The organism is Robertmurraya dakarensis (assembly GCF_900156875.1).
Lineage (GTDB): Bacteria > Bacillota > Bacilli > Bacillales > Cytobacillaceae > Robertmurraya > Robertmurraya dakarensis.
Window position 1 is genome coordinate 1786650 of sequence record NZ_LT707409.1, and the last position, 22248, is coordinate 1808897.

Annotated in this window: 19 protein-coding genes and 1 riboswitch; of the genes, 4 read left to right on the top strand and 15 right to left on the bottom strand. The window is 38.5% G+C overall.

The features are described from left to right. Positions 1-3: 3 nt before the first annotated feature. Complete coding sequence (locus CZ487_RS17370; RefSeq protein WP_077213529.1) at positions 4-906, bottom strand: DoxX-like family protein; 903 nt, start codon at positions 904-906, stop codon at positions 4-6. A gap of 199 nt (positions 907-1105) precedes the next feature. Here CZ487_RS17370 and CZ487_RS17375 point away from each other — a divergent pair, with 199 nt between their 5' ends. Together CZ487_RS17375 and CZ487_RS17380 are read left to right on the top strand one after the other, a co-directional pair. Next, positions 1106-1969 carry a mechanosensitive ion channel family protein gene (locus CZ487_RS17375; protein ID WP_154676050.1) on the top strand — a complete coding sequence of 288 codons (864 nt, stop codon included), beginning with the start codon at positions 1106-1108 and terminating at the stop codon, positions 1967-1969. A 358-nt stretch (positions 1970-2327) separates the two neighbouring features. Further along, positions 2328-3266: a magnesium transporter CorA family protein gene (locus tag CZ487_RS17380; RefSeq protein ID WP_077213531.1), complete on the top strand. Its 939-nt coding sequence runs from the start codon at positions 2328-2330 to the stop codon at positions 3264-3266. A 333-nt stretch (positions 3267-3599) separates the two neighbouring features. On the opposite strand, the gene queE is transcribed toward CZ487_RS17380, so the two are convergent. Genes queE through queC form a run of 3 tightly spaced genes read right to left on the bottom strand, consistent with a single transcriptional unit; the run spans position 3600 to position 5469 of the window. Beyond that, positions 3600-4316, bottom strand: a complete 717-nt coding sequence (gene queE / locus CZ487_RS17385) for a 7-carboxy-7-deazaguanine synthase QueE (RefSeq protein WP_077213532.1) — start codon at positions 4314-4316, stop codon at positions 3600-3602. Beyond that, positions 4309-4785 carry a 6-carboxytetrahydropterin synthase QueD gene (gene queD / locus CZ487_RS17390; RefSeq protein ID WP_077213533.1) on the bottom strand — a complete coding sequence of 159 codons (477 nt, stop codon included), beginning with the start codon at positions 4783-4785 and terminating at the stop codon, positions 4309-4311. Before queD ends, queE begins: the two co-directional genes overlap by 8 nt. A 3-nt stretch (positions 4786-4788) precedes the next feature. Beyond that, positions 4789-5469 (bottom strand): 7-cyano-7-deazaguanine synthase QueC, encoded by a 681-nt coding sequence (gene queC / locus CZ487_RS17395; protein ID WP_077213534.1) that lies wholly within the window; start codon positions 5467-5469, stop codon positions 4789-4791. A 32-nt stretch (positions 5470-5501) separates the two neighbouring features. Next, a riboswitch (PreQ1 riboswitch) is annotated at positions 5502-5544 on the bottom strand. 178 nt (positions 5545-5722) lie between these two features. Here queC and CZ487_RS17400 point away from each other — a divergent pair. Next, a complete protein-coding gene (locus tag CZ487_RS17400) occupies positions 5723-6493 on the top strand; it encodes a class I SAM-dependent methyltransferase (RefSeq protein WP_139339651.1) in 771 nt (256 codons plus the stop codon). Between the two features lie 55 nt (positions 6494-6548). Here the strand turns inward: CZ487_RS17400 and CZ487_RS17405 are convergent, their stop codons facing one another. The 10 genes from CZ487_RS17405 to CZ487_RS17450 form a co-directional block, all read right to left on the bottom strand. After that, the gene (locus CZ487_RS17405; RefSeq protein ID WP_077213536.1) at positions 6549-7523 is read right to left on the bottom strand and encodes an NAD(P)H-dependent flavin oxidoreductase; all 975 of its coding nucleotides are present in this window, start codon (positions 7521-7523) and stop codon (positions 6549-6551) included. A gap of 352 nt (positions 7524-7875) precedes the next feature. Then, positions 7876-8544, bottom strand: a complete 669-nt coding sequence (locus CZ487_RS17410; protein ID WP_077215368.1) for an aspartate/glutamate racemase family protein — start codon at positions 8542-8544, stop codon at positions 7876-7878. A 119-nt stretch (positions 8545-8663) separates the two neighbouring features. Further along, on the bottom strand, positions 8664-10121 hold the full coding sequence (locus CZ487_RS17415) for a CoA-acylating methylmalonate-semialdehyde dehydrogenase (RefSeq protein ID WP_077213537.1): 1458 nt from the start codon (positions 10119-10121) through the stop codon (positions 8664-8666). Positions 10122-10142: 21 nt separating this feature from the next. Next, on the bottom strand, positions 10143-11339 hold the full coding sequence (locus CZ487_RS17420) for an iron-containing alcohol dehydrogenase (protein ID WP_077213538.1): 1197 nt from the start codon (positions 11337-11339) through the stop codon (positions 10143-10145). Between the two features lie 192 nt (positions 11340-11531). Next, entirely contained in the window at positions 11532-12764 is a 1233-nt protein-coding gene (locus tag CZ487_RS17425; protein WP_077213539.1) for an MFS transporter, read from the bottom strand. A gap of 194 nt (positions 12765-12958) precedes the next feature. Continuing rightward, positions 12959-13954: an LLM class flavin-dependent oxidoreductase gene (locus tag CZ487_RS17430; protein ID WP_077213540.1), complete on the bottom strand. Its 996-nt coding sequence runs from the start codon at positions 13952-13954 to the stop codon at positions 12959-12961. A gap of 14 nt (positions 13955-13968) precedes the next feature. Next, positions 13969-14253: a DUF3219 family protein gene (locus CZ487_RS17435; RefSeq protein WP_139339589.1), complete on the bottom strand. Its 285-nt coding sequence runs from the start codon at positions 14251-14253 to the stop codon at positions 13969-13971. A gap of 151 nt (positions 14254-14404) precedes the next feature. Beyond that, positions 14405-15880 (bottom strand): TerD family protein, encoded by a 1476-nt coding sequence (locus CZ487_RS17440; RefSeq protein WP_077213542.1) that lies wholly within the window; start codon positions 15878-15880, stop codon positions 14405-14407. Positions 15881-16118: 238 nt separating this feature from the next. After that, positions 16119-17972, bottom strand: a complete 1854-nt coding sequence (gene htpG / locus CZ487_RS17445) for a molecular chaperone HtpG (RefSeq protein ID WP_077213543.1) — start codon at positions 17970-17972, stop codon at positions 16119-16121. A gap of 124 nt (positions 17973-18096) precedes the next feature. Further along, positions 18097-18849: an NRDE family protein gene (locus CZ487_RS17450; RefSeq protein WP_077213544.1), complete on the bottom strand. Its 753-nt coding sequence runs from the start codon at positions 18847-18849 to the stop codon at positions 18097-18099. A gap of 348 nt (positions 18850-19197) precedes the next feature. On the opposite strand from CZ487_RS17450, the gene CZ487_RS28180 reads away from it, so the two are divergent. Then, on the top strand, positions 19198-20580 hold the full coding sequence (locus CZ487_RS28180; RefSeq protein ID WP_237562911.1) for a methyl-accepting chemotaxis protein: 1383 nt from the start codon (positions 19198-19200) through the stop codon (positions 20578-20580). Positions 20581-20652: 72 nt separating this feature from the next. On the opposite strand, the gene CZ487_RS17460 is transcribed toward CZ487_RS28180, so the two are convergent. Further along, positions 20653-21576 carry a ketopantoate reductase family protein gene (locus tag CZ487_RS17460; RefSeq protein WP_077213546.1) on the bottom strand — a complete coding sequence of 308 codons (924 nt, stop codon included), beginning with the start codon at positions 21574-21576 and terminating at the stop codon, positions 20653-20655. Positions 21577-22248 lie beyond the last annotated feature (672 nt).

Sequence of the window (22248 nt, forward strand, 5' to 3'; positions counted from 1 at the left end):
CAGTCACCTCTTTCTTTTGCAGCTTTTTGCAGTCGGAAGGTCTCTGCTTACTAAATATCCTATAATGGAAAGAGCTAGTAAACTAACATTAAATGTTAATGGATTAAAAGGTTGACTCAGCATTCCTGGCCCCGAACTAATAGCTGCTATCGTTAACAGAGGAAAAAGAATGATCTGCAGCAAGAATAGCGCTCTTTTTTTTCGAATCAATAGCCATAGTACTCCAAAGAGAATTTCAGCAACCCCAATAGAAAATACAAGCCAATAAGCAAAACCATCCGTAACGGACAAGAAGCTCTTTACCATATTCAGTTCTTGTTCATGCATATAAATTAGTTTAGGTACTAGTCCGTGATAAACCCATATGAAGAAAAATAGAAGTGACGTCAGCCAAGTGCAAACAAATCGAATATATTGAGTAGATGGTTTTTCGTCCCTTTCAATCCATCTTTTCAAAACATCAAAGCTAAGGGCTGTTCCCCAGCCTATCAATGGACGAAAAAGAATCAAATCTAGCAGTCTTCCTATAAAACCAAAATTTACGTTATAGTCATATTGCGTTAAAAACGTAATAGTCTCTTTATTCGGTCTATACTGCCAATAGCCCTTTCCCTCGCGAATAATTGAATAGGGCTGATCGGTTCCAAAATGCAGCGAAGACGTTCTATTTTCATTATTTCCATGATGTGTTCCAACTGACTTTCCCCACCCTTCAATTTGCAGACAGGGAGCTATTTTTGTTTTGTAAGAAAAAAGTTGAGGTTCGTTAACTTCTTTCGGCAAATACGTAATAGAAGAAAAACGTAAATCCCATTGCTCATGAAGGTGTGGCTCCTGCGTAGCTTCCCATAAGTCTTCCATCTCAGATTCTATCTCTATTTCAACATATATAGGCTTTTGTTTCACGGTTCCCCCTCCGCTTCCTTAATGATTAAATCAGTATGTAAATAAAACGTAATGTCTCCAAATAATTGTAAATAACGAGGACTAATTATCCGTTTTTTTAGATTTACAAGTTTATTACTTTGGTTAATAGGATATATGTTAATATAGTTAATGCTAGCATACTTTTGCTTTGCTGTGATACATAGAAAGGATGGTATTTTTGTTCAGTATTGATAAATTTAATTGGGAAGGTCTGCTTCTAAATGCTGGAATAACTGCATTAAAAGTAGTCCTTATATTCATTGCTTTTATGATTGTAAAACGCATAGGCATAAAAGTAATTGACCGGTCTTTCAAAAAATTAATGTCCCGAAAAGATGTTACTGAAGGTCGTGCTTTGACGCTTCATAGATTGGCAGAGAATATTTTTTCATACGTTCTTATTTTCATCTTAGCCGCAACCTTATTTAATATATTCGGTCTATCGGTTGCAAGCCTCATTGCTGGAGCCGGAATTGTTGGCCTAGCCGTTGGTTTTGGTGCCCAAGGTCTTGTAAGTGATGTCGTAACTGGTTTCTTTCTATTGTTAGAGAAACAAATCGATGTCGGCGATTATGTAACGGTAGGAAGCTATGATGGGATTGTCGAATCAGTCGGGTTGCGAACTACACAAATACGGAGTTTTGATGGTACATTAAATTATCTTCCTAATCGTGATATTACGAGTCTTAGCAATCATTCCCGCGGCAATATGCGAGCACTTGTTGACATCGGAATTTCCTATGCTGACGATATCGACAGAGCCATTGAAATCATGCAAACTGCTTGCGACAAAGTTGCACAAGGGAATCCTGTTATTGTTGAAGGCCCTAGCGTTATTGGTGTACAAGCTTTTGGATCATCAGAAGTGGTCTTACGTGTAATTGCAAAAACAAAAAATATGGAGCAGTGGGCCGTAGAACGAGAGATGCGTAAAGCGATAAAAGAAGCATTTGACACAAATGGAATTGAGATACCCTTCCCGCATCAAGTCTATATCCATAAAAATGAAGAAAGTCCTGAGAAATTACGAGATCAGGCATAATAAAAGGTCAACAGGCTTAAAAAACTGCCTGCTGGCCCTTTTCTTTATAGCTCTGCTTTCTAAAAATATCAGTTCCTGCATCCAAATTCCAACATTTTAAAAAGCACATTTTTAAGTAATCACGTTTACAATTAATTTCTCTAAGAGTATGATAATGAAGGGTTTATATTATATAAGAATAAAAGAAAAGGAGTTGATTGTTTTGTGTAGTTTAAGTTCTAATGAACCTGAACCCAGTTTGCACAGCGGAGGAAGTCATGAACGTTCAAATTTACTAAGAGTTGATTTCCTGCCTATCAACTCCTTTTATTCGTTGGGCCTTTATTGACTTTCTCATGATTATGAGGAGGTTTTAAACATGATGAAAATTTACTTAACCAACGAAAATGGTAGTTTCCAAGAAACAGCTGATTTTTCTAAAGGCTGCTGGATTAATTTAATTTCCCCGTCAGAGGATGAAATCAATCATATCGCTAGTCATTTTAATATTCCTCTTGATTTTCTTAGAGACCCCCTTGATGAGGAAGAAAGATCCAGAATTGAAAAAGACGATGAGCATGTACTAATCATTGTTAATATCCCGCTTGTTTCTAAAGATGAAAAAGATTTATCTATATACGATACCATCCCATTAGGTATGATTATCAGCAAAGATTGTTTCATCACCATTTGCTTAAAGGATAACCCTATTTTCCACTTGTTCTCTCAAAATAAAGTGAAACAATTTTACACCTATAAAAAAACGAGATTCGCTTTGCAGATTCTTTATTTAATCTCAACATCGTATCTCAAATATTTAAAACAAATTAATAAGAAGACAAATGAGATCGAGAAAAGGCTTCAAAAATCTCTTAAAAATAAAGAGCTATTTTCTCTATTGAATTTCGAAAAAAGTTTAGTGTATTTTACAACATCCTTGAAGTCGAATAATATTGTTTTACAGAAAATGCTGCGAACCAACTATCTGAAAATGTATGATGATGATAAAGAGCTCTTAGAAGATGTTATCATTGAAAATCAACAGGCAATTGAAATGGCGGAAACACACACGTCCATTTTAAGCGGGATGATGGATGCTTTCGCTTCTGTCATCTCAAACAATGTAAACATCGTGATGAAATTTTTAACATCTTTCACGATTATTTTAGCGTTGCCAACGATGGTCGCAAGCTTTTACGGAATGAATGTTCCAATCCCATTTCAGAACCATCCAAACTCGTTTTTTGTTGCGATCCTTATCTCTGTGATTATTTCGGGAACGACAGCGTTTATTTTTTGGAAAAAGAAGTACTTTTAGGATCGCATTTTCATGTTGACAATTGAATAAGTGACAATAAAAAACAAGGTAATAAATTCATACATTACCTTGTTTTTTGTTGATTTCATAAGGATGTTCCTTCCGAACTGTTCGGAACTCTTGCCGGGTTCTGAATCATTCGGAAGGCTGATCCGATTATATGTTTTCGGAGGAGGGTTCCGAAACCTTCAAAACCTCCCTACAAGGTTCATAAGGTAGTTCCGAAACATTCGGAACCTTCCTGAAACCTTTCGGAGGCATGTTCCGAAACCTTCGAAGCCCCTAATAAATTGCTAGAAACCCAATTTCGAACTTTTCAAACCGAAATGTTGATTACACTCCCCTTTTATTTCCCCATACATACGTATGCAGCTGCGGAAGAACTTTTACATCCTTTAACTCGTGATCCTCCATGACTTTATCGATGAGCCATGAATATTTATCAAGCAATCTCCTTATTAAAGAAGCGTCGTCAGTGGTCCTGCTATCATCATTCCCAACTTGGAAAAAGAATGGAACATCAGGGTAGCGAAGATGGATTTTCTTAGCATAGAGAAAATCGTTATCATTAAAAATAACCACTTTTAAACTGATGTTTTGTTTTTGCAGATTATGAACGATATCATCTAATATTGTAAAATCAGTTTCCATACCTGAACTAGGAGGTTTCGGAGAAATGGTCAGTTCATCAATTTCGTAAAACCAATCCTGCCATCTGCTTCCTTGCGTCTCCAATCCTATTTTTATATGATTCTCTTTTAATATAGAGATAAGTTCACTCAGATTTTTTAATAGTGCGGGATTTCCTCCAGAGATTGTTACAAATGAAAATCCATCGCCGCCAAGGTTTCTTAACTCCGTCCAAATTTCCTCGGCTTCCATTTGTTTAATAAATTCTTTTCCTGATCCGTCCCATGTGAAGGCCGAATCGCACCAAGAACAAGAATAATCACATCCAGCAGTGCGGACGAACATCGTTTTCTGACCGATAACCATTCCTTCCCCTTGAAATGTCGGACCAAAAATCTCCATTACCGGTATTTTACTCAATGCTCATCCACTCCCGTCTTGCTTCTGCATAGCTTGTCGGAGTTTCAAAAAGCCTTACAAACTCTACTCTCGCCCCATCATATTGTTTCTCTCGACACTGAATAGCTTCTTCCATTTTTTCAAAAATCCAAACAACCATGTTTTCTGCTGTTGTATTCATTGGCGGCAGTGTTTCATTCAAGTAGCGATGATCGAGGAAGACTTCAATTTCATTTTTCCAAATTTCTTTTATGTCACCAAAATCGATTAGTAACCCTCTTTCATCCACGAAGCCGCTAATGCCAAAAACAACTACATATGTGTGTCCATGAAGATTTTTACATTTCCCATCGTAATTGTGGAGATGATGGGCTGCATCAAATGTGAATTCTTTGCTGACAAGAACCCTTTTTGAATGATATTTTAATTGCTCTTTTGTTATATCCTCATCTATTTTCTGGAGTTTATCTACGATGCGAAATCCATACATAAGTTAAAACTCCTCTCTCTTACTTAAGTATTCATCTAATCCCCTTTTACGAAGCTTGCAGGCTGGGCATTCGCCGCAGCCGTCAGCGATTACACCGTTATAGCATGTTAATGTTTTTTCACGGACAAACTCAAAGCCGCCTAGCTCATCAGCAAGTTTCCATGTTTCCGCTTTATTTAACCACATTAATGGTGTATGTATAACAAAACCTTCATCCATTGATAGGTTCAATGTCACATTTAATGATTTAATGAAAACATCACGGCAGTCGGGATATCCACTGAAATCTGTTTCGCACACACCCGTCACTATATGTTTTGCTCCAACTTGGCTTGCTAGCACCCCTGCAAAAGACATAAATAAAAGGTTTCGGCCGGGAACAAAGGTAGAAGGAAGTCCGCCATCCTCGCCATCTCTCACTTCAATATCATTCCTAGTCAATGCATTTGGAGCTAGCTGATTTAATAAACTCATATCTAAAATATGATGCTGTATCCCAAGTTCATTCGTGATATTTCTAGCACAATCAATTTCTGTTTTATGGCGTTGATTATAATCAAATGTAACGGCAATCACTTCATCAAATTTCTTTAACGCCCAAAATAAACACGTCGTACTATCCTGTCCGCCGCTAAAAACAACAACAGCTTTTTCTTTCTTCACTTCTTTGCACTCCTTTAAAATAGAAAAACAGGACCACTAAGAAAGCAGTCCTGTTCTTCTTAGTTTTTTTAAGAGGGTAGCTAGAACCTCTACCGCTGAAGCGGATTTTATTTTTTTCATTCTTCATTATATCATAATTTGAAAATAGAAATGATGATTAATTATATTCAGCACTAATTCTAAATATACAAATAATTTACACAACGCAACGAATCTTTTTAGTATAATGATATTTACAGATTAACTCAGTAAAGGGGATATTACTTTGGGAAATATGCAGCAACAGACAACAGACCAGTGGAATGCAAACTTATATGATATAAAACATTCTTTTGTATCAAGCTATGGGAACTTTCTCATAGATTTGTTAGCTCCAAAAAGCGGTGAAAAAATTCTTGATCTTGGATGTGGAACTGGGGATTTAACCAAAAAACTAAATGAACTTGGTGCTGAAGTAATTGGAGTGGATAAATCTACAAATATGGTAAGTGCTGCCATGAAGAAATATCCTGAAATACCATTTCGTGTTGCTGATGCGACAGATCTTCCTTTTAAAGATGAGTTCGATGCCGTTTTTTCAAATGCTACACTGCACTGGGTACAAGAACCAAAGAAGGCGCTGGAGAGCATTTATGCTAGTTTAAGAGAAAAAGGACGATTTGTTGCAGAATTTGGCGGTAAGGGGAATGTACAAACAATAGCCCAGGAAATGATTGACCAGCTCCAGCATGCAGGACTGGGCTATGAAAAGGAGAAGAATCCTTGGTATTATCCAAGCATTGCAGAGTATTCCACTTTAATGGAAGAGGTTGGCTTTAGGGTAACCTTCGCTCAGCATATTGACCGGCCTACTCCATTAGAGGGCGAAGATGGGTTGAGAAACTGGATGGATATGTTTGGAAATGCTTTTTTTCAAGGAATAACCGAGGAACAAAAAAAGTTCATTCAAGCAAGAGTAGAAGAAAATTTAAGAAGTAAATTATATCAGGATGGAAAGTGGGTCGCCGATTATATCCGTATCCGCGTCATCGGTGTGAAAGAATAACGATAACAAATTAGAGAAGGGTTTCTAGTAATCTAGAAACCCTTCTCTAATATAGTTAACAGTATTCGCTAGACCTAGTAATTAGACTTTCTCTTGCTGCCACATACTCGCGGTGCAGCTTCGCAATATATTCTCCTGCACCTGTTACTTCCTTAATTGCCCCAATGCCTTGGCCGCTGCCCCAAATATCCTTCCATGCTTTAGGCTTGCCGTTTTCTTTAAAGCTCATTTTAGAAGGATCGCTTTCAGGCAGATTATCTGGATCCAAACCTGCAGCTTTAATGGAAGGGGCTAGATAATTTCCACTTACACCAGTAAAAAGGCTGCTATAAACAATATCATCAGACGTACTTTCTACAATTGCTTGTTTGTAGCCATCTACTGCACGAGCTTCATGCGTAGCAATAAAAGGCGAACCGATGTAAGCAAAGTCTGCCCCCATCGCTTGTGCAGAAAGAATCGCGCTTCCTGTCGCAATAGAACCAGACAAAGCAAGCGGACCATCGAACCATTCGCGGATTTCTTGAATCAATGCAAACGGACTCTTCGCTCCAGCATGCCCGCCAGCTCCGGCAGCAACAGCAATTAAGCCATCTGCTCCTTTATCAATTGCTTTATGGGCAAAGTTATTATTGATGACGTCATGCAAAACGACTCCGCCATAGCTATGCGCTGACTGGAAAACTTCTTCACGTGCACCTAATGAAGAAATGATGATTGGCACTTTGTACTTTTCGCACATGGCCATGTCATGTTCCAGTCGTTCATTCGTCTTATGCACAATTTGATTGATCGCAAACGGAGCAGCAGGCCGGTCAGGGTTCTTTGCATTGTAAGCTGCAAGCTCCTCAGTAATCTCTGCAAGCCACTCATCCAGTAAAGATACCGGGCGTGCATTTAGTGCAGGCATAGATCCCACGATCCCTGCCTTACATTGTTCAATTACTAGCTTTGGATTACTAATGATGAAAAGCGGTGAACCAATTACGGGAATCCGCAATCCTTGTAGTGCTGATGGTATATTTCCCATATTTTTATATCCTCCATTCGTTAAAAAAAGTGTTAGGTGACCGATTTTTCCAATACTGGCCAGTCCAAATATTGCAGAACTTTAAATATTTAGAAAATAATATGTATTGCGAGCGTGAACAACATTTTTTCAGTAAAAAATTAATCTGCTTATCTCATAATTTACAATAATTAAATAGTAGTGTCAAGTTAGAATTCAGAAATTTCAAAATAATAATAGACCGTTTAATTTTTTAACGATTACTAGACTACTAATATCCTATTACTGAATTCTGAGGAAAGATGAGCTAAGCTTTCAATTACATGATAGATAAAGAAACCCTTTCATCTTCAAAAGGGTCTCTTTATTTTCTTTAATTCCTATTTAATTGTTTCAGTACGGCTGATGTCAGGGTATCTAATGGCTGTATTATTCTTTTGCCTGTTTCTGCCTCTGCTTGTTTTGCACCATCTACCATTGATAGCTGAGCTACAGAAATGACATTTGATGTCTCTCTTAAATATGTTCTTAAAGAAGATGAAACTCTTTGTTTATACTCTTCTTTTTTTCCCTGCATCATTAATTCAAACGTGTCTTCGATAACCTCGACTTCAGCATTTAATTTCTTTCCTTGAGACTCGGCATACTGTGTTAGACGATCCATTGTGCCCTTCACGGTAGCTGGATTCGTAAACAAAACCATCTGCGGTTCATCGTTTGAGCATATGTATTCAAAGAACGGCTCATCAATTTTTATTACTGGAATGGAAACATCAAGCTGTTCTTCCTTTAGCAATGCAATATAGTTGGTACAAGTTATCAAGATAGCTTCAGCATCACAGCTCGCAATCCATTGGAGCTGTTCCCTTACTTTTTTCTCCGCCTCGGACGGATGAAAATCACCATGGTGTGACACCCGGTGCATTAAACCAGGATCAACAAAATGAACTAACTCTAACTCGTAACCAGAAAAAGCCTTTTCTATGTACTCAATATTTGAATAATGCGAATGAAGACAAGCTAATCTCTTCGTCACTTTTATCACCTCGCCTACTAGAATACCCTTTTTAGGTACCAGGTACCACCAAAAGACACTGTCTTTTGAAGGTACCTGGTACCTAAAAAGGACAGTGTCTGCTGGGGGTGGACATTTAGGCTGGTTTACCAGCGTGTGGTGACCATTTTTTTACGGGTGTAGAATTCGACTCCGTCTTTTCCATTTGCATGGAGGTCACCGTAGAAGGAGTTTTTCCAGCCTGAGAACGGGAAGAATGCCATTGGTGCTGGAATATTAACATTGACTCCGAGCATCCCAGCCTCAATTGTTTCCCGGAAATGCCTTGCTGCTTTTCCGCTTGATGTATAAAGAACGGCTCCATTCGCGTAGTCTGATTGATTAGCCAGACGAATAGCTGCCTCTAAGTCCTTCACGCGGACAATACTAAGAACAGGTGCAAAAATTTCGTCCTTCCATATTTGCATATCCTCATTCACATGATCAAATATCGTTGCGCCCAGAAAATAACCTTGCGCATTTTCTTTCACATCAATCCGCCCATCTCTTATCAGCCTTGCTTTTTCCTTTTCACCCAATTCAATGTACTTCATTACTTTCTCCAAGTGTGAAGAGCGGATTACCGGGCCAAGGAATACATCCTCATCCAAACCATTTCCAACTGTAATATCATTGGCCGCTTCTACGAGCATTTCTACAAATTTATCAGCGATATCTTCTTCTACTGCTACAACGGAACAAGCCATACAACGCTCACCGGCACTGCCAAAAGCGGCTCCGATGATCCCATGAACTGCTTTTTCTAAATCACAATCAGCAAGGACAATTGAATGATTTTTAGCTCCAGCAAGCGCTTGAACTCTTTTTCCATTGGAGGCTGCCGTACGATAAACATATTCAGCTACCGGCTGCGACCCTACAAAAGAAATGGCTTTAACGCCTTCATGCTCCAATAATCCATTCACAACATCATGTGCTCCGTTCACAATATTTAAAACTCCATTGGGCAACCCAGCTTCTTGAAACAACTCAGCCAATCGGCTGGCAAGAATTGGTGTACGTTCAGACGGTTTTAATATAAACGTATTTCCGCATGCGATTGCCAACGGAAACATCCAACACGGTACCATCATAGGGAAGTTAAAGGGCGTGATCCCTCCAATTACTCCAATAGGGTAACGATACATAGCAGATTCCATATCCGTTGCTATATCAGGCAGCACCGATCCCATCATTAAAGAAGGTGCACCTGCTGCGAATTCCACACATTCAATTCCACGCTGTACCTCCCCGCGGGCTTCCTCTAAATTTTTCCCATTTTCTTTGGTTATCAATTCTGCCAGTTCCTCTGTATGATCTATTAACAGCTGCTGATACTTGAAAAGAACGCGGGCACGCTTTGGAACAGGAGTCTGACTCCATGACTTGAACGCTTCTGCTGCTGCTTTTACCGCCTGTTCCACATCTTCTACACTTGATAAGGGTACATAAGCCAAAATTTCCCCAGTTGCAGGGTTCGGAACAATTTCCGTTTTTTTTGAAATCGCATCTACCCATTGACCATTAATATAATTTTTAATGTTATTTTCAAGACCTGTTATCATATATAATCTCTCCCTAAAACTTTATATTAGTGACTGATTGTCAGAAAATTGGTAGCTGTAACAAACTCGATAAAGCTCTTCAATCTCTTCTTTTCTTGGAACTTTAGGATTATTTGCAGGACTTCCACTATCAAGCGCATCATCCGCCATCTTATCAATCGCACTTTCAAAATCGTCTTTGTCGATCCCCCATTCTTTTAGATTAGGAATCTCTAAATCTAAGCACAGCTTCTTTACTTCTGATACCGCAAACACAGCACGTTCTTCTAAAGGAAGACCTTCTGCTCTTTTTGAAAAAATAACTCCCAGGTCAGCCACCCTTTCTATGCAATTCTCTTTGCTATATTCTAATACTGCTGGCAATAACATCGCGTTCGAAACACCGTGCGGAACATGAAAAAGAGCACCGATCGGCCGCGACATTCCATGAACAAGGCAGACAGAAGCATTTGAAAATGCGGTTCCGGCCTGAAGTGCCCCTAAAGCCATTGCTTCGCGCGCCTCAATATCATGTCCATTCTGAAAAGCTTTACGAATATTTTTGATAATAAGCTCCATTGCAGATAAAGCAAACATATCTGTCATAGGATGTGCTTTCTTAGATATGTAGGCTTCAATCGCGTGACTTAGTGCATCCACACCCGTTGCTGCCGTTACTCTTGGGGGAGAAGAAATGGTTAAATAAGGATCTACGATCGCAACTTCTGGAAGAAAAGCAGGCTGTTTAATCATCATTTTTACGTCATTTTTTGTATTGGTAATAACCGTTACATCAGTTGCTTCTGAGCCTGTCCCAGCAGTTGTTGGGATAGCAATATGCGGAATCCCCTTTACCTTTGCCGTTTTTCTCCCTCCCATATAGTCGCCAATGTACCCATTATTCGTCATCAGCACCGAGACCGCTTTAGCCGTGTCTAGACAGCTTCCGCCTCCAATTGATATGATTAAATCACAACCTTCATCCTTACATTGGTTCCACGCTTCCTCAACGTATATATCTACTGGCTCGGATTCGATACCTAAATAAACGGTATGTTCAACTTTATTCTCATCTAATAACTCCTTACACTGATCTACAAAGCCAAGTCCTGAGATGATACTGTCGCTTACGATAAGCGCTTTTTTCCCTCGCTGTGCTGCTTCTTTCCCAACATTTCGCAAGGATCCCCTGCCATAGAAAATAGTTTCGGGCATCCTTAAGGCTGAATACTTCTCCAACAATCTCTCCCCCTTTTTTCCGCTAGTATGAAAGGTTACTGAGATGCTTTCGTCATAGGTTCAACACCTTTCCCTATATCATATCTTAAAATTATATGAATTTTTAGATATTTTTATCAATAATTTTCTTTATTTAAACGAAAAAGCATCCTCTGCTTTTTCACAGAGAATGCTTTTATAGATTTTGCATTACTAAGTTAATTCTGTATGCATCGTTTCACGTCCAAATAATACGGCGATGACCCCAATGAGAATACTTGCACAAAACAGTGTAAAAATAAAGCCGATGGAAACGCCCGCTGCTACTAATGATCCTACAAGTAGAGGACCAAGAATTCCTCCAATTCTGCCAACAGCTGCAGCCATTCCTGTCCCTGTCCCGCGAATAACGGCAGGATACTGTTCCGGACTGTACGCATAGAGGGCTCCCCAAGCACCTAAATTGAAAAACGATAGCAGTATTCCAGATGTTATTAATACCACAGTAGTCTCAGCGTTGCCAAAAACAAGCGCAGAAATGGCTGTTCCTAGTAAAAAGGTAGAAAGAACAAACTTACGGCCCAACTTTTCAATAAGCCATGCTGCTGTAAAATAACCAGGCAATTGTGCTAATGTCATAATCAGCACGTACTCAAAGCTTTGAATCATGCTAAAACCCTTCATAACCATTACGCTTGGCAGCCACAGGAACATGCCGTAATAGGAAAATACAACGGTAAACCACACGACCCATAATACAAGTGTGGACCTAATATATTCCTTTGACCAAACATCTTTTATGTTTTGGAATACCGTTCTTTTCTCGGCCTTTTTTGGAGAAAAGGCAGGAGAATCCGGAAGATTCAGCCTTATGTAGAGTGCATAAAGTGCAGGAATTGCGGTTAATATTAATGCAACCCTCCAGCCGTATGATGGAATGATAAAATAGGATATAACCGCTGCAAGCAGCCAACCGAATGCCCAAAAGCTTTCAAGCAGGACAACCGTTCTTCCTCTGTCCTTTGCTGGAACACTTTCTGAGACCAATGTAGAGGCGACCGGTAATTCCCCTCCAAGGCCCATTCCAACGAAGAATCTTAATATTAAAAAAGCTGCTAGAGTTGTCGTAAAAGCTGATACACCACTAGCTATTGAAAACAAGAGCAACGTTATAATAAAGATGTTTTTCCTGCCAATTCGATCTGCCCATAAACCAAATAAAAGTGCCCCGACAGCCATACCTATTGAATTAACACTGCCAATCCAGCCCATAGCTTGTGGTGATAATCCCCAGTCTGCACTTAACGCGGCAATAACAAATGACAAGATGCCGACATCTAAAGCATCAAACATCCATCCAAGCCCCGCTACAAAAAGCAGCTTTCTTTTTGTAATTGGCTGTGCAGAACGAGCATTACTTCCAACCGTACCTGAAACTGTAGACATAATATCCCCCTCTTGTCATGACACCTATCTTTACATATAAACTTTACTCCTAAACGGTTTATAACACAAGTAAAAAATTTCAATAAAGCGGCAGATGATAGATGCTAGTTTGTTCAAGATTATTTTGCTTCATCTATATAGAATTAATGCCAATTACTACAAAAAAGCTCTCTATTCATAGAATAGAAAGCTTTTCACCTTATGAACTGATCAGCAATCAATTCGTAGGAGCGGATTTTATCCTCAGGAGAGTGTGTAATCGTTACGATCATAATTTCATCAGCATAATAGTTTTCCTTTATATCGAGAAGTTTAGCTTTCACTTCAGCAGGATTCCCAATAATCATGTTTTCTTTCATTTTTTTTATTTGATCTTTCTCTTTCTCGTTAAGAGGATATCTTTTGGCTTCTTCTATAGTTGGGACTCCTGCCTTCATATCTTGATCTTTGAGGAGTCTCCAAATAAGTGAACTTAAAGCGATCTCTTCTGCACGATCAGTCGTCTCTGCACAATATGCGCTCACGGTAACAATCACTTCAGCCTTATCTCCAACACTTCTAGCTTTAAACGAATTCAAGTATTGCTGAATAATTTCCTTTCCATCTTTGTCACTCATAAATTGGCCAAAGGTATAAGAAACTCCCAGTTCTCCTGCTAAAATGGCACTTTTTTTACTTGTCCCGAGAAGCCAAGGTACGGGCGGAATATCCGGGATAGGTGCTGCGTTCAAGGAAGAAAATTTATGATCATCAGGAAAGTCACGGTAAACAAAATGAAGAAGCTCTTTAAGGGAATTGGGCATATTCCAAACTTGCTGTAGAAAATTTTCAGATAGTGCTTCTGTTGCTTCAGCCGACCCGCCAGGTGCACGGCCAATCCCCATATCGATACGCCCTGGGAACAATGTAGACAGCATATTAAAAATTTCCGCTACTTTATATGGTTTATAATGCGGCAATAAAACGGCACCTGACCCGATCCTTATGTTGTTAGTATGTGCACCTATAAAACCGAGCATGACCTCTGGAGCAGGGCACGCTAACCCTGGGAGATCATGATGTTCAGCAATCCAAAAGCGCGTATACCCTAACTTTTCTCCCGCTTGACTTAGTTTCATTGATTGATATAGAGCTTCCTTGGCACTTTTAAAAGCAGAAATGGGAGCTTGATCTAGTATACTTAACTTCATTGATTGTCTTCCCCCTACTTCTTCTCTTCTACCAACGTTATTTTGTAATCCCCTACTTTTCCTTTTTCATATAAGTTAGTGATTGATGTAGAGTACTCATGAATACTACCTCTAAATGAAAGCTCACACTCCGGAACTCTTACATCAAAAGTCCCTTCATATAATAGGGTTGCAATGTCATGATAATCCTCACTACTAACTTTAAACTCTAATGAAAGTCTTGTTCGTCCATCTTTTGTATCTAAATTATACCGCTCCACTTGGATTTGGCGGTTGTTAAGAATGATCTCTTTTGCCAAAGTATCGTCTCCTTTTCTTATATACAAAAATAATACCATTTACTTAAAAGCCGAACAAATTGCATGTTCAGCTTTCCTGTTAATTAAAAAGATTTTAGATGAATCTCATAAAAAAACATCCGCTATATGAATACAGCGAATGTTTTTATGATTATGATAAAAACTCACCCGGATTTAATCTAAGCTCATTACATATATCACGAATAGTTTCCTGCTCAGGAGAATCAAATCTTCCGTCAGCAAAGCCTATTGCAATCCCATAACGGACAACTAAGCGAGCCAAGTCATGCTGATCGCGGACCTTTCCTACAGCCCTTAACGCTTCACCTCTGCCCACAATCGGGTCAACTTGCAAACCGCGCACAAAATGGTCAAACCGGGCCAAAACCTGGTTCGTATTAAATGAACGGAGCTCATCACTTTGATGGATGAAATCATGTACTTTTTGCTGCTCACTGTGATCTAGATGTCCATCTGCCATCGCAACAAGAGCACAAGATGCCATCAACGAATCTAACACACTGCTGTTAGTATTATACTTTTGCAGCAGTTTCCTAGCATTTTCTTTTTGTTGTTCGAACATCTTTTTAAAATCCGTTTGATCTAATGACCATTTATATTGACAAGAGTTACACTTAAACTCCATCTTATTTGAACCTAGAAATCCGCCTAGAATACCAACTGGTCCTAATACAAGCCCTCCAATTGCCGCTTTTCCAATCCCGAAACCTTTTTTCCCTGAAGTCACATAAGTCGACTTGCATCGAGGACATTCTATTTCATCTCTTGAGGACTGAAGCTGATAATGACCGGAGGATTGATTTCCGATTGTTTGTTGTCCTCCAAACGAACCGCTGCCTCCAAATGAGGACGGATTTTGAACATCCCTTGATGAAGTTAAGGGCTGGTATGCACTTGGCTGTGTTCCTTGGCTAAAAGTGCTAGCATTATTTTGCATGGCAGAAGCTGAATTCTGCTGGTATGCCGGCATTGATTGATTAGAGTAGGATGGGTTAGGGGCGCCTTGATATGGCGGTGAACTAGGCTGACTTTCTTCGACCTCTAAGCCAAAGTTTTTACATAAAGCCCCCAGCCCTCCTTGGAAGCCACTCCCAATCGCATTAAATTTCCACTCATTTTGATGACGATAAAGCTCTGCAACCACAATGGCTGTTTCTACCGTAAATTGCTGTAAATTGAATCTTAATAATTCCTCTTGTGTTTGTTCATTGACCACTCTTACGTATGCATTTGAGATATCGCGGAAGCTCTGTCCTTTAATTTGCGCATCGTGGATGGTAATAGAAAAAGCAATTCTTTGAATATGCTGCGGAATACTCGGGAGGACAATTCGAAGCTGCTCATCATCATGATTACCCGCCCCTGTTTTATTATCTCCGCTATAAAAGACTGATTGCGCACCGCCGACAGGATTGTTATAAAAGATAAAATCTTGTTCATCTCTAACCTTCCCGTTCTGATCTAGCAAAAAAGCCGATGCATCAAGATCATAGCTTGGACCGCCAGACTGGTTCACATCCCAGCCTAAGCCAACAAGTATGTTTTGTAAGTTAGGTCTATTCTTTGTTAAGTCTACTTTTTGTCCTTTAGAAAGAACAACTGCCATTTACCTCTCCTCCAATTATTGCTTCTAGATCTATCAGTTTAACTCAATTCATCTACTACTGTTATGTAATGCCTACCAACTATTCTAACGTAAAACCACTACTAAAATAAAGTTGAAAGACCCAAAAAAGAAACGGCCCCGCTCATTAAAGAGGGATGGCCGCTTTGTTTTAGGGAAAATGATCGTTTAGATGTATACATTGTGATCAGACGAACTTAAAATTTTAAACAATCTTTCTTCACACCATTACCTTGCATATATCATTCGTAAACTCGACTGGATCTTGAATTGGCAGACCTTCAATAAGAAGCGCTTGATTATAGAGAAGGTTTGTAAACAAACTCAGCTTTTCTTTATCATTTTCATAAGAAGCTTTTAATGACTTGAAAACCTCATGATTGGTGTTGATTTCCAGTACTTTATCTGCCTTAATATTTTGATTATCCGGCATCGCATTAAGAACCTTTTCCATCTCAATCGTCACTTCTCCATCTGTTGAAAGACAGACTGGATGGGTTTTTAATCTTTTTGACACACGAACATCTGATACTTTTCCTGCTAAGATGTTCTTCATAGCATCAAAGAGCTCTTTATATTCTTCTGTATCCTGGCTTTCATCATGGTCTTCTTCTATACCTAGATCACCGCTGGAAACAGATTTGAACTCTTTTTCCTTATACGTCATTAACATTTTAATGGCAAATTCGTCGACGTTTTCTGTTAAGAACAGAATTTCGTAACCTTTATCAGCAACCAATTCTGTTTGTGGCAGCTTAGCAATCCGCTCATTCGATTCCCCTGTTGCATAGTAAATATATTTTTGCTCTTCAGGCATCCTTGAAACATATTCATCTAGTGTCACTAATTTCTTCTCTTTTGATGAGTAGAACAACAATAGATCTTGGAGCATTTCCTTATTTGCACCGAAGTCACTGTATACCCCATATTTAAGCTGTGTACCGAATGACTTGAAAAACGCTTCATATTTCTCACGATCATTCTTTAAAAGATTCTGCAGTTCACTTTTAATCTTTTTATTAATATTCTTTGAAATCAACTTTAACTGGCGATCATGCTGAAGCATCTCCCTGGAAATATTAAGAGATAAATCCTCCGAATCCACCATTCCCTTTACAAAACTAAAATAATCCGGAAGCAGGTCAGAACATTTGCTCATAATCAATACGCCATTGGAATAAAGCTCTAAGCCCTTTTCGTATTCCTTTGAGTAATAGTCAAAAGGTATGTTTTCAGGAATGAAAAGGATCGCGTTATATCGAATCGTACCGTCAACGCTGATATGAAGATGTTTGATTGGCTTATCAAAACCGTAGTGTTTCTCATTGTAAAACTTCTCATAATCCTCATCAGTGAGCTCATTTTTATTTTTCTTCCAAATTGGAACCATGCTGTTGATGATTTGTTCTTCCGTATGATCTTCTGATTCGTCGCTGCTCGTTTTTTCATCCATTTTAATTGGATAGCGGATAAAGTCTGAATACTTCTTAATGATTTGCTTCAAGCGATATTCTTCTAGGTAATCATCATAGATTTCGTCTTCACTATTTTCTTTTATTTTCAAAATGATTTCAGTACCGACTTCTTCCTTATCACAAGTTTGAATTGTGTAGCCATCTGCACCTTCAGATTCCCATTTATACGCTTCACCGCTTCCTAATGCTTTACTCTTAACCGTGACAACATCAGCGACCATGAACGCTGCGTAAAAGCCTACACCGAACTGACCGATAATATCATAACCATCTTTCAGCTCGTTTTCACCTTTAAAAGCTAGTGAGCCGCTTTTTGCAATTGTTCCCAGGTTATTTTCAAGTTCATCCTTCGTCATCCCAATTCCAGTGTCGATGATCGTTAAAGTCCGAGCTTCTTTATTAGGGATTACTTTTATGTAATAGTTATCTTTATCAAAACTAACATTCTCATCTGTTAATGCTTTGTAATAGATTTTATCAATCGCATCGCTAGCATTAGAAATCAACTCTCTTAAGAATACCTCTTTATGCGTGTAAATCGAGTTGATCATCATTTCTAATAAACGTTTTGATTCAGCCTGAAATTCTTTCTTAGCCAAAGTGACCTCTCCTTTCCATAATAAAAACTATTAGCACTCTCTCTCTCCGAGTGCTAACCCGACATCATTTTAATATCATATTATTTTCTTGCTGTCAACGGATTTTATCAAAAGGACATCTCCTTTATAGGGAGATTTTATAAGTCTGTTCCTTACCAGACTCCTCCGTAAATACTCGTTCCGTATACTTTATCTCTTCTTCTGACATTAACATGACGGTTGAAGCCCTCGTCCCATACCCCTCGCTTTTTATAAACATCGGTGACAGGATTCTTTCCATTTCAACAGAAACACCTGTCTTAGGGAGCAGATGGTCTTCTGCGCGTTCAGAGTTCTGCAATAGAGCAAATAAATTTTCTGTTAATACATCCTCTTGTTGTTCCTTGATAATATGACTCATTCCAGCCTTTCCTATTTTCACTTTTGGCCACTCAGTATTGAGGAGATGATTACTTACCCCGTATATCCCTGGGGTAAGAGACATTAATTTTTTTCCTATATTTGAATAATAAAAAAGCTCATTCATATCTCCAGCTAGTAAGTTATAACCTGGATAAAGATGATCAGTCTTTTCCAAATCCATTAAATATTCCTTTGGATCTTTTCTTAGCGCATTGAGCACCAATTCACCGCGCGACCTCTTCCCTTCAGTGGTTTGTTTTGGATCACGAAAATTGGTTAAAGCAGAAAAGCGCCCGTTTGTTGTAACTCCCATCCAAGTGCCCATTTTTTCTAAATCTCGTCCTGCAAGAACCTCTGGATAATCCCCCCAAAAATGAGCAGGTGCAGTTGGTCTTTGATAATATTCATCGCGGTTTGCCGCAACGATTAGTTTATACACTGGATGCTGTTGGTACGCAAAAAGGATTAAACACATCTTGATCACCGCCTTTAGTTTTATTTGCATAATCTATTTTATCAGAATTATATAAATCATTTCACTTAAAGGATTAGATGTTCTATTAATATTGTTAACATTTTTAGTACTTTTTTACCAAACGATATGAAAATGGTCTGATATTTCTTATACTATGACTATAAAAATATCATTGTGTGTCACCCATAGGAGGCGATTCTCTTGAAGAAACATGTTATCATGCTTTGGTTAACTGCGTTTACGCTCTTTCTATCACTTTTTACCCATGTACTGCATAGGCAATTTTGATTTTTAGATACTTACACAATGATTAGAGGGGTCGGAATCTTAAGCAACGGAATTTCTATATTGCAAAATATATTTTTGATTACACCCTTTATTTTTTTCTTTTTTGCACTACTTTTCAGAAAAAATAAACAAAACCACCTATTACCATTACTCATAACACTTTCATTAACCTTCAGCAGTATCTCCATTATTGCTGGTGGAGGCGGCTTAATAGAATATCATTTCTCCATTTTTATGGTCATCGCGTTAATTGCTTACTTTGATTCTGTTAATCTCATTATTATTTCTACTGTTATTTTTGCAGTTCATCACTTTGCAGGTTACTTTTTATTTCCAGAAATTCTATGCGGAACGAAGGATTACGGCTTCACTTTATTAATGATTCATCCAGTTTACTTACTCTTAACAAGCGGAGCAAATATACTTTTACTTATAGCCAAGCAAAAACAAACACAACGCTTAGAAGAACAAAATACATTACAAAAACAGCGTGTTCAGGCGATCATTGAAAAACTTACAACGACATCACAGACGATTGTTAGTTCAGTGGAAGAGTTAAATGCAGGTTCTGAGGAATCAACAAAGGCTAGTCAAGAAATTGTCTCTTCGATCCAAGATTTATCCCATGGGGCACACAGTCAATTGAAGACTGCTAGAAAAAGTGAAGAGCTTATCGTTGGAATCATTGAAGATATTCAAGAGATTACTAAGCTCTCAGCTGGAGTTAGTGAACTGTCTATAGACACTACTAGACAAGCACTCAGAGGCAAAAAATCAATAGATGAAATGGTTGATAAGATGTATGCAATCAAAAAGGCCGTTGAAGATGTCTCCTCACTAATTCACAACCTTGAGAAACAAACTGAAAGCATCAGTTTCATTGCAGCAAAAATTTCTGAAATTTCGGGCCAAACTAAAATGTTAGCTTTAAACGCATCCATTGAAGCGGCTAGAGCAGGGGAACAAGGAAAAGGCTTTGCCGTTGTGGCACAGGAAGTTAGGAAGCTCGCTAGTCAAACCGATACGTCAACAGAAGATATTACAAAGGTCGTTTATGATATCCAAGCAGAGATGCAAAAAATTATATCAGCAATGGAAGAAGGTTCGAATGAAGTTGAGCAAGGAATTACTAATGTTAATGTAACAGATAAAGTTTTTCTAAAAATCCTTGACGCTGCTTCAGAAGTAGAGAAACAGATAAAGAATGTCTCAAATCTATCATCCCAGATGACTAATAGTTCCAATGAGGTTTCAAAGGTTGTAAATGAAATGTCTGGCATCACAGAAGAAACTCTGGCAAATAGTGAAAATATATCTGCCGCAACACAGCAGCAATTAGCATCTGTTGAAACATTGGAAAATATCTCTAAATCATACAACAAGATGGTAATAGAACTAGATGAACTTGTCGATAAGATTAGTTCATCGATTGAGAAATCCTAACTAAAGAAAGCCTGCAGTATCTTTCTTGATAGTGCAGGCTTTTTAAATCTTTTATAAAAAATGAGTAACCAGCTATTTCGTTTTCTTTAGATCGCTGCTCTCTAGATATTTTAAGATATGATAAATTGTTTCAATTGTGGGAACAGACATATTAAGTTCCCTGCTTTTTCTCACCACATAACCGCATAATGACTCTATTTCCATTTTTTTGCCGTTAAGCCGATCCTGGAGCATTGATGTTTGGTGATTTCGGGCTTGTTCTGCATTTGGGAAAATATTTTCCTTAAAGTAAGAGCTAAACTCATAGCCCAGCTTTTCACCCACGCTAATTACCTCAGCGCAAATCTTTTCAGCAAGAGCTCGCAAATTTGGTTGATCTAATATATCTCCGGTGCTTGCTTCCATCGCTGCCGATAGCGGGTTAAATGTTACATTCCATATATATTTTTTCCATTTATTATATAATATTGTCGAAGAATGTTTCGCAAAGATTCCAGAATCTTTTAAAGCTGCAGCAATTTCCTGGGCAGATTCCAATGCTGAAGATTCCAATTCACCTACGACCAGGCTAAATTCGCCATTTTGTTGAATAACACCTGGCTCCTGAACTGCAGCTTGAACATAGGTAGCACATGAAAATACTCTATTCTTGCCAAAAATATCCGCTAAAATCTCCTCATTATCTACCCCATTTTGAAGGGTTAAGATATATGTATCTTCTCTTAAGACGTTCTTAAGGTTCTTTGCCGTCTCTTCCGTATCATTCGATTTCACGCAGATAAGCACTATATCCGAGTCACTCAACGAAGCTGGATCATCACTAAATATTCCATCCACCTTCATGATTTCTTGATCTGATTTTACAGTTAGTCCGTTTTCCCTCATCGCCTTCAAATGCTGACCTCTGGCGATAAATGTCACTTCATGTCCTGCCTTGTGAAGGACACTTCCAAAAAAAGCCCCAACCGCTCCTGCTCCCATAATCCCAATCTTCATTCCAGTTCCCCCCTGAATTAATAGTTCTTGTCTATTTATTCTCTAAGAAAAAGAGTCTAGTATAATTTCGCCAAGACAACCTTAAACTCCTTTTTCTATGGAGAGAGTTAGTCATTCATTTATTTGATTGTTCATGCATTCTGCTACAGTATACCTCTTTCTGCTGAAAGGGGCATGGGTTTATACCTTATGCCTTCTTAGCGATATAAAACTAGTTTGTTAGGAGATATTTAGGCTTTCATTCAACTCATGAAGACCTTTTCTCTAGCTCTCTAGAATGATTTCGGCTTTCATTCTTCTCATGATGACCTTTTCTCTAGCTCTCTAGAATGATTTCGGCTTTCATTCTTCTTATGAAGACCTTTTCTCTAGCTTTCTAGAATGATTTCGGCTTTCATTCTTCTCATGATGACCTTTTCTCTAGCTCTCTAGAATGATTTCGGCTTTCATTCTTCTCATGATGACCTTTCCGCTAGCTCTCTAGAATGATTTCGGCTTTCATTCTTCTCATGAAGACCTTTCCTCTAGCTCTCCAGAATAATTTCGGCTTTCATTCTTCTCATGATGACCTTTTCTCTAGCTCTCTAGAATGATTTCGGCTTTCATTCTTCTCATGATGACCTTTTCTCTAGCTCTCTAGAATGATTTCGGCTTTCATTCTTCTCATGATGA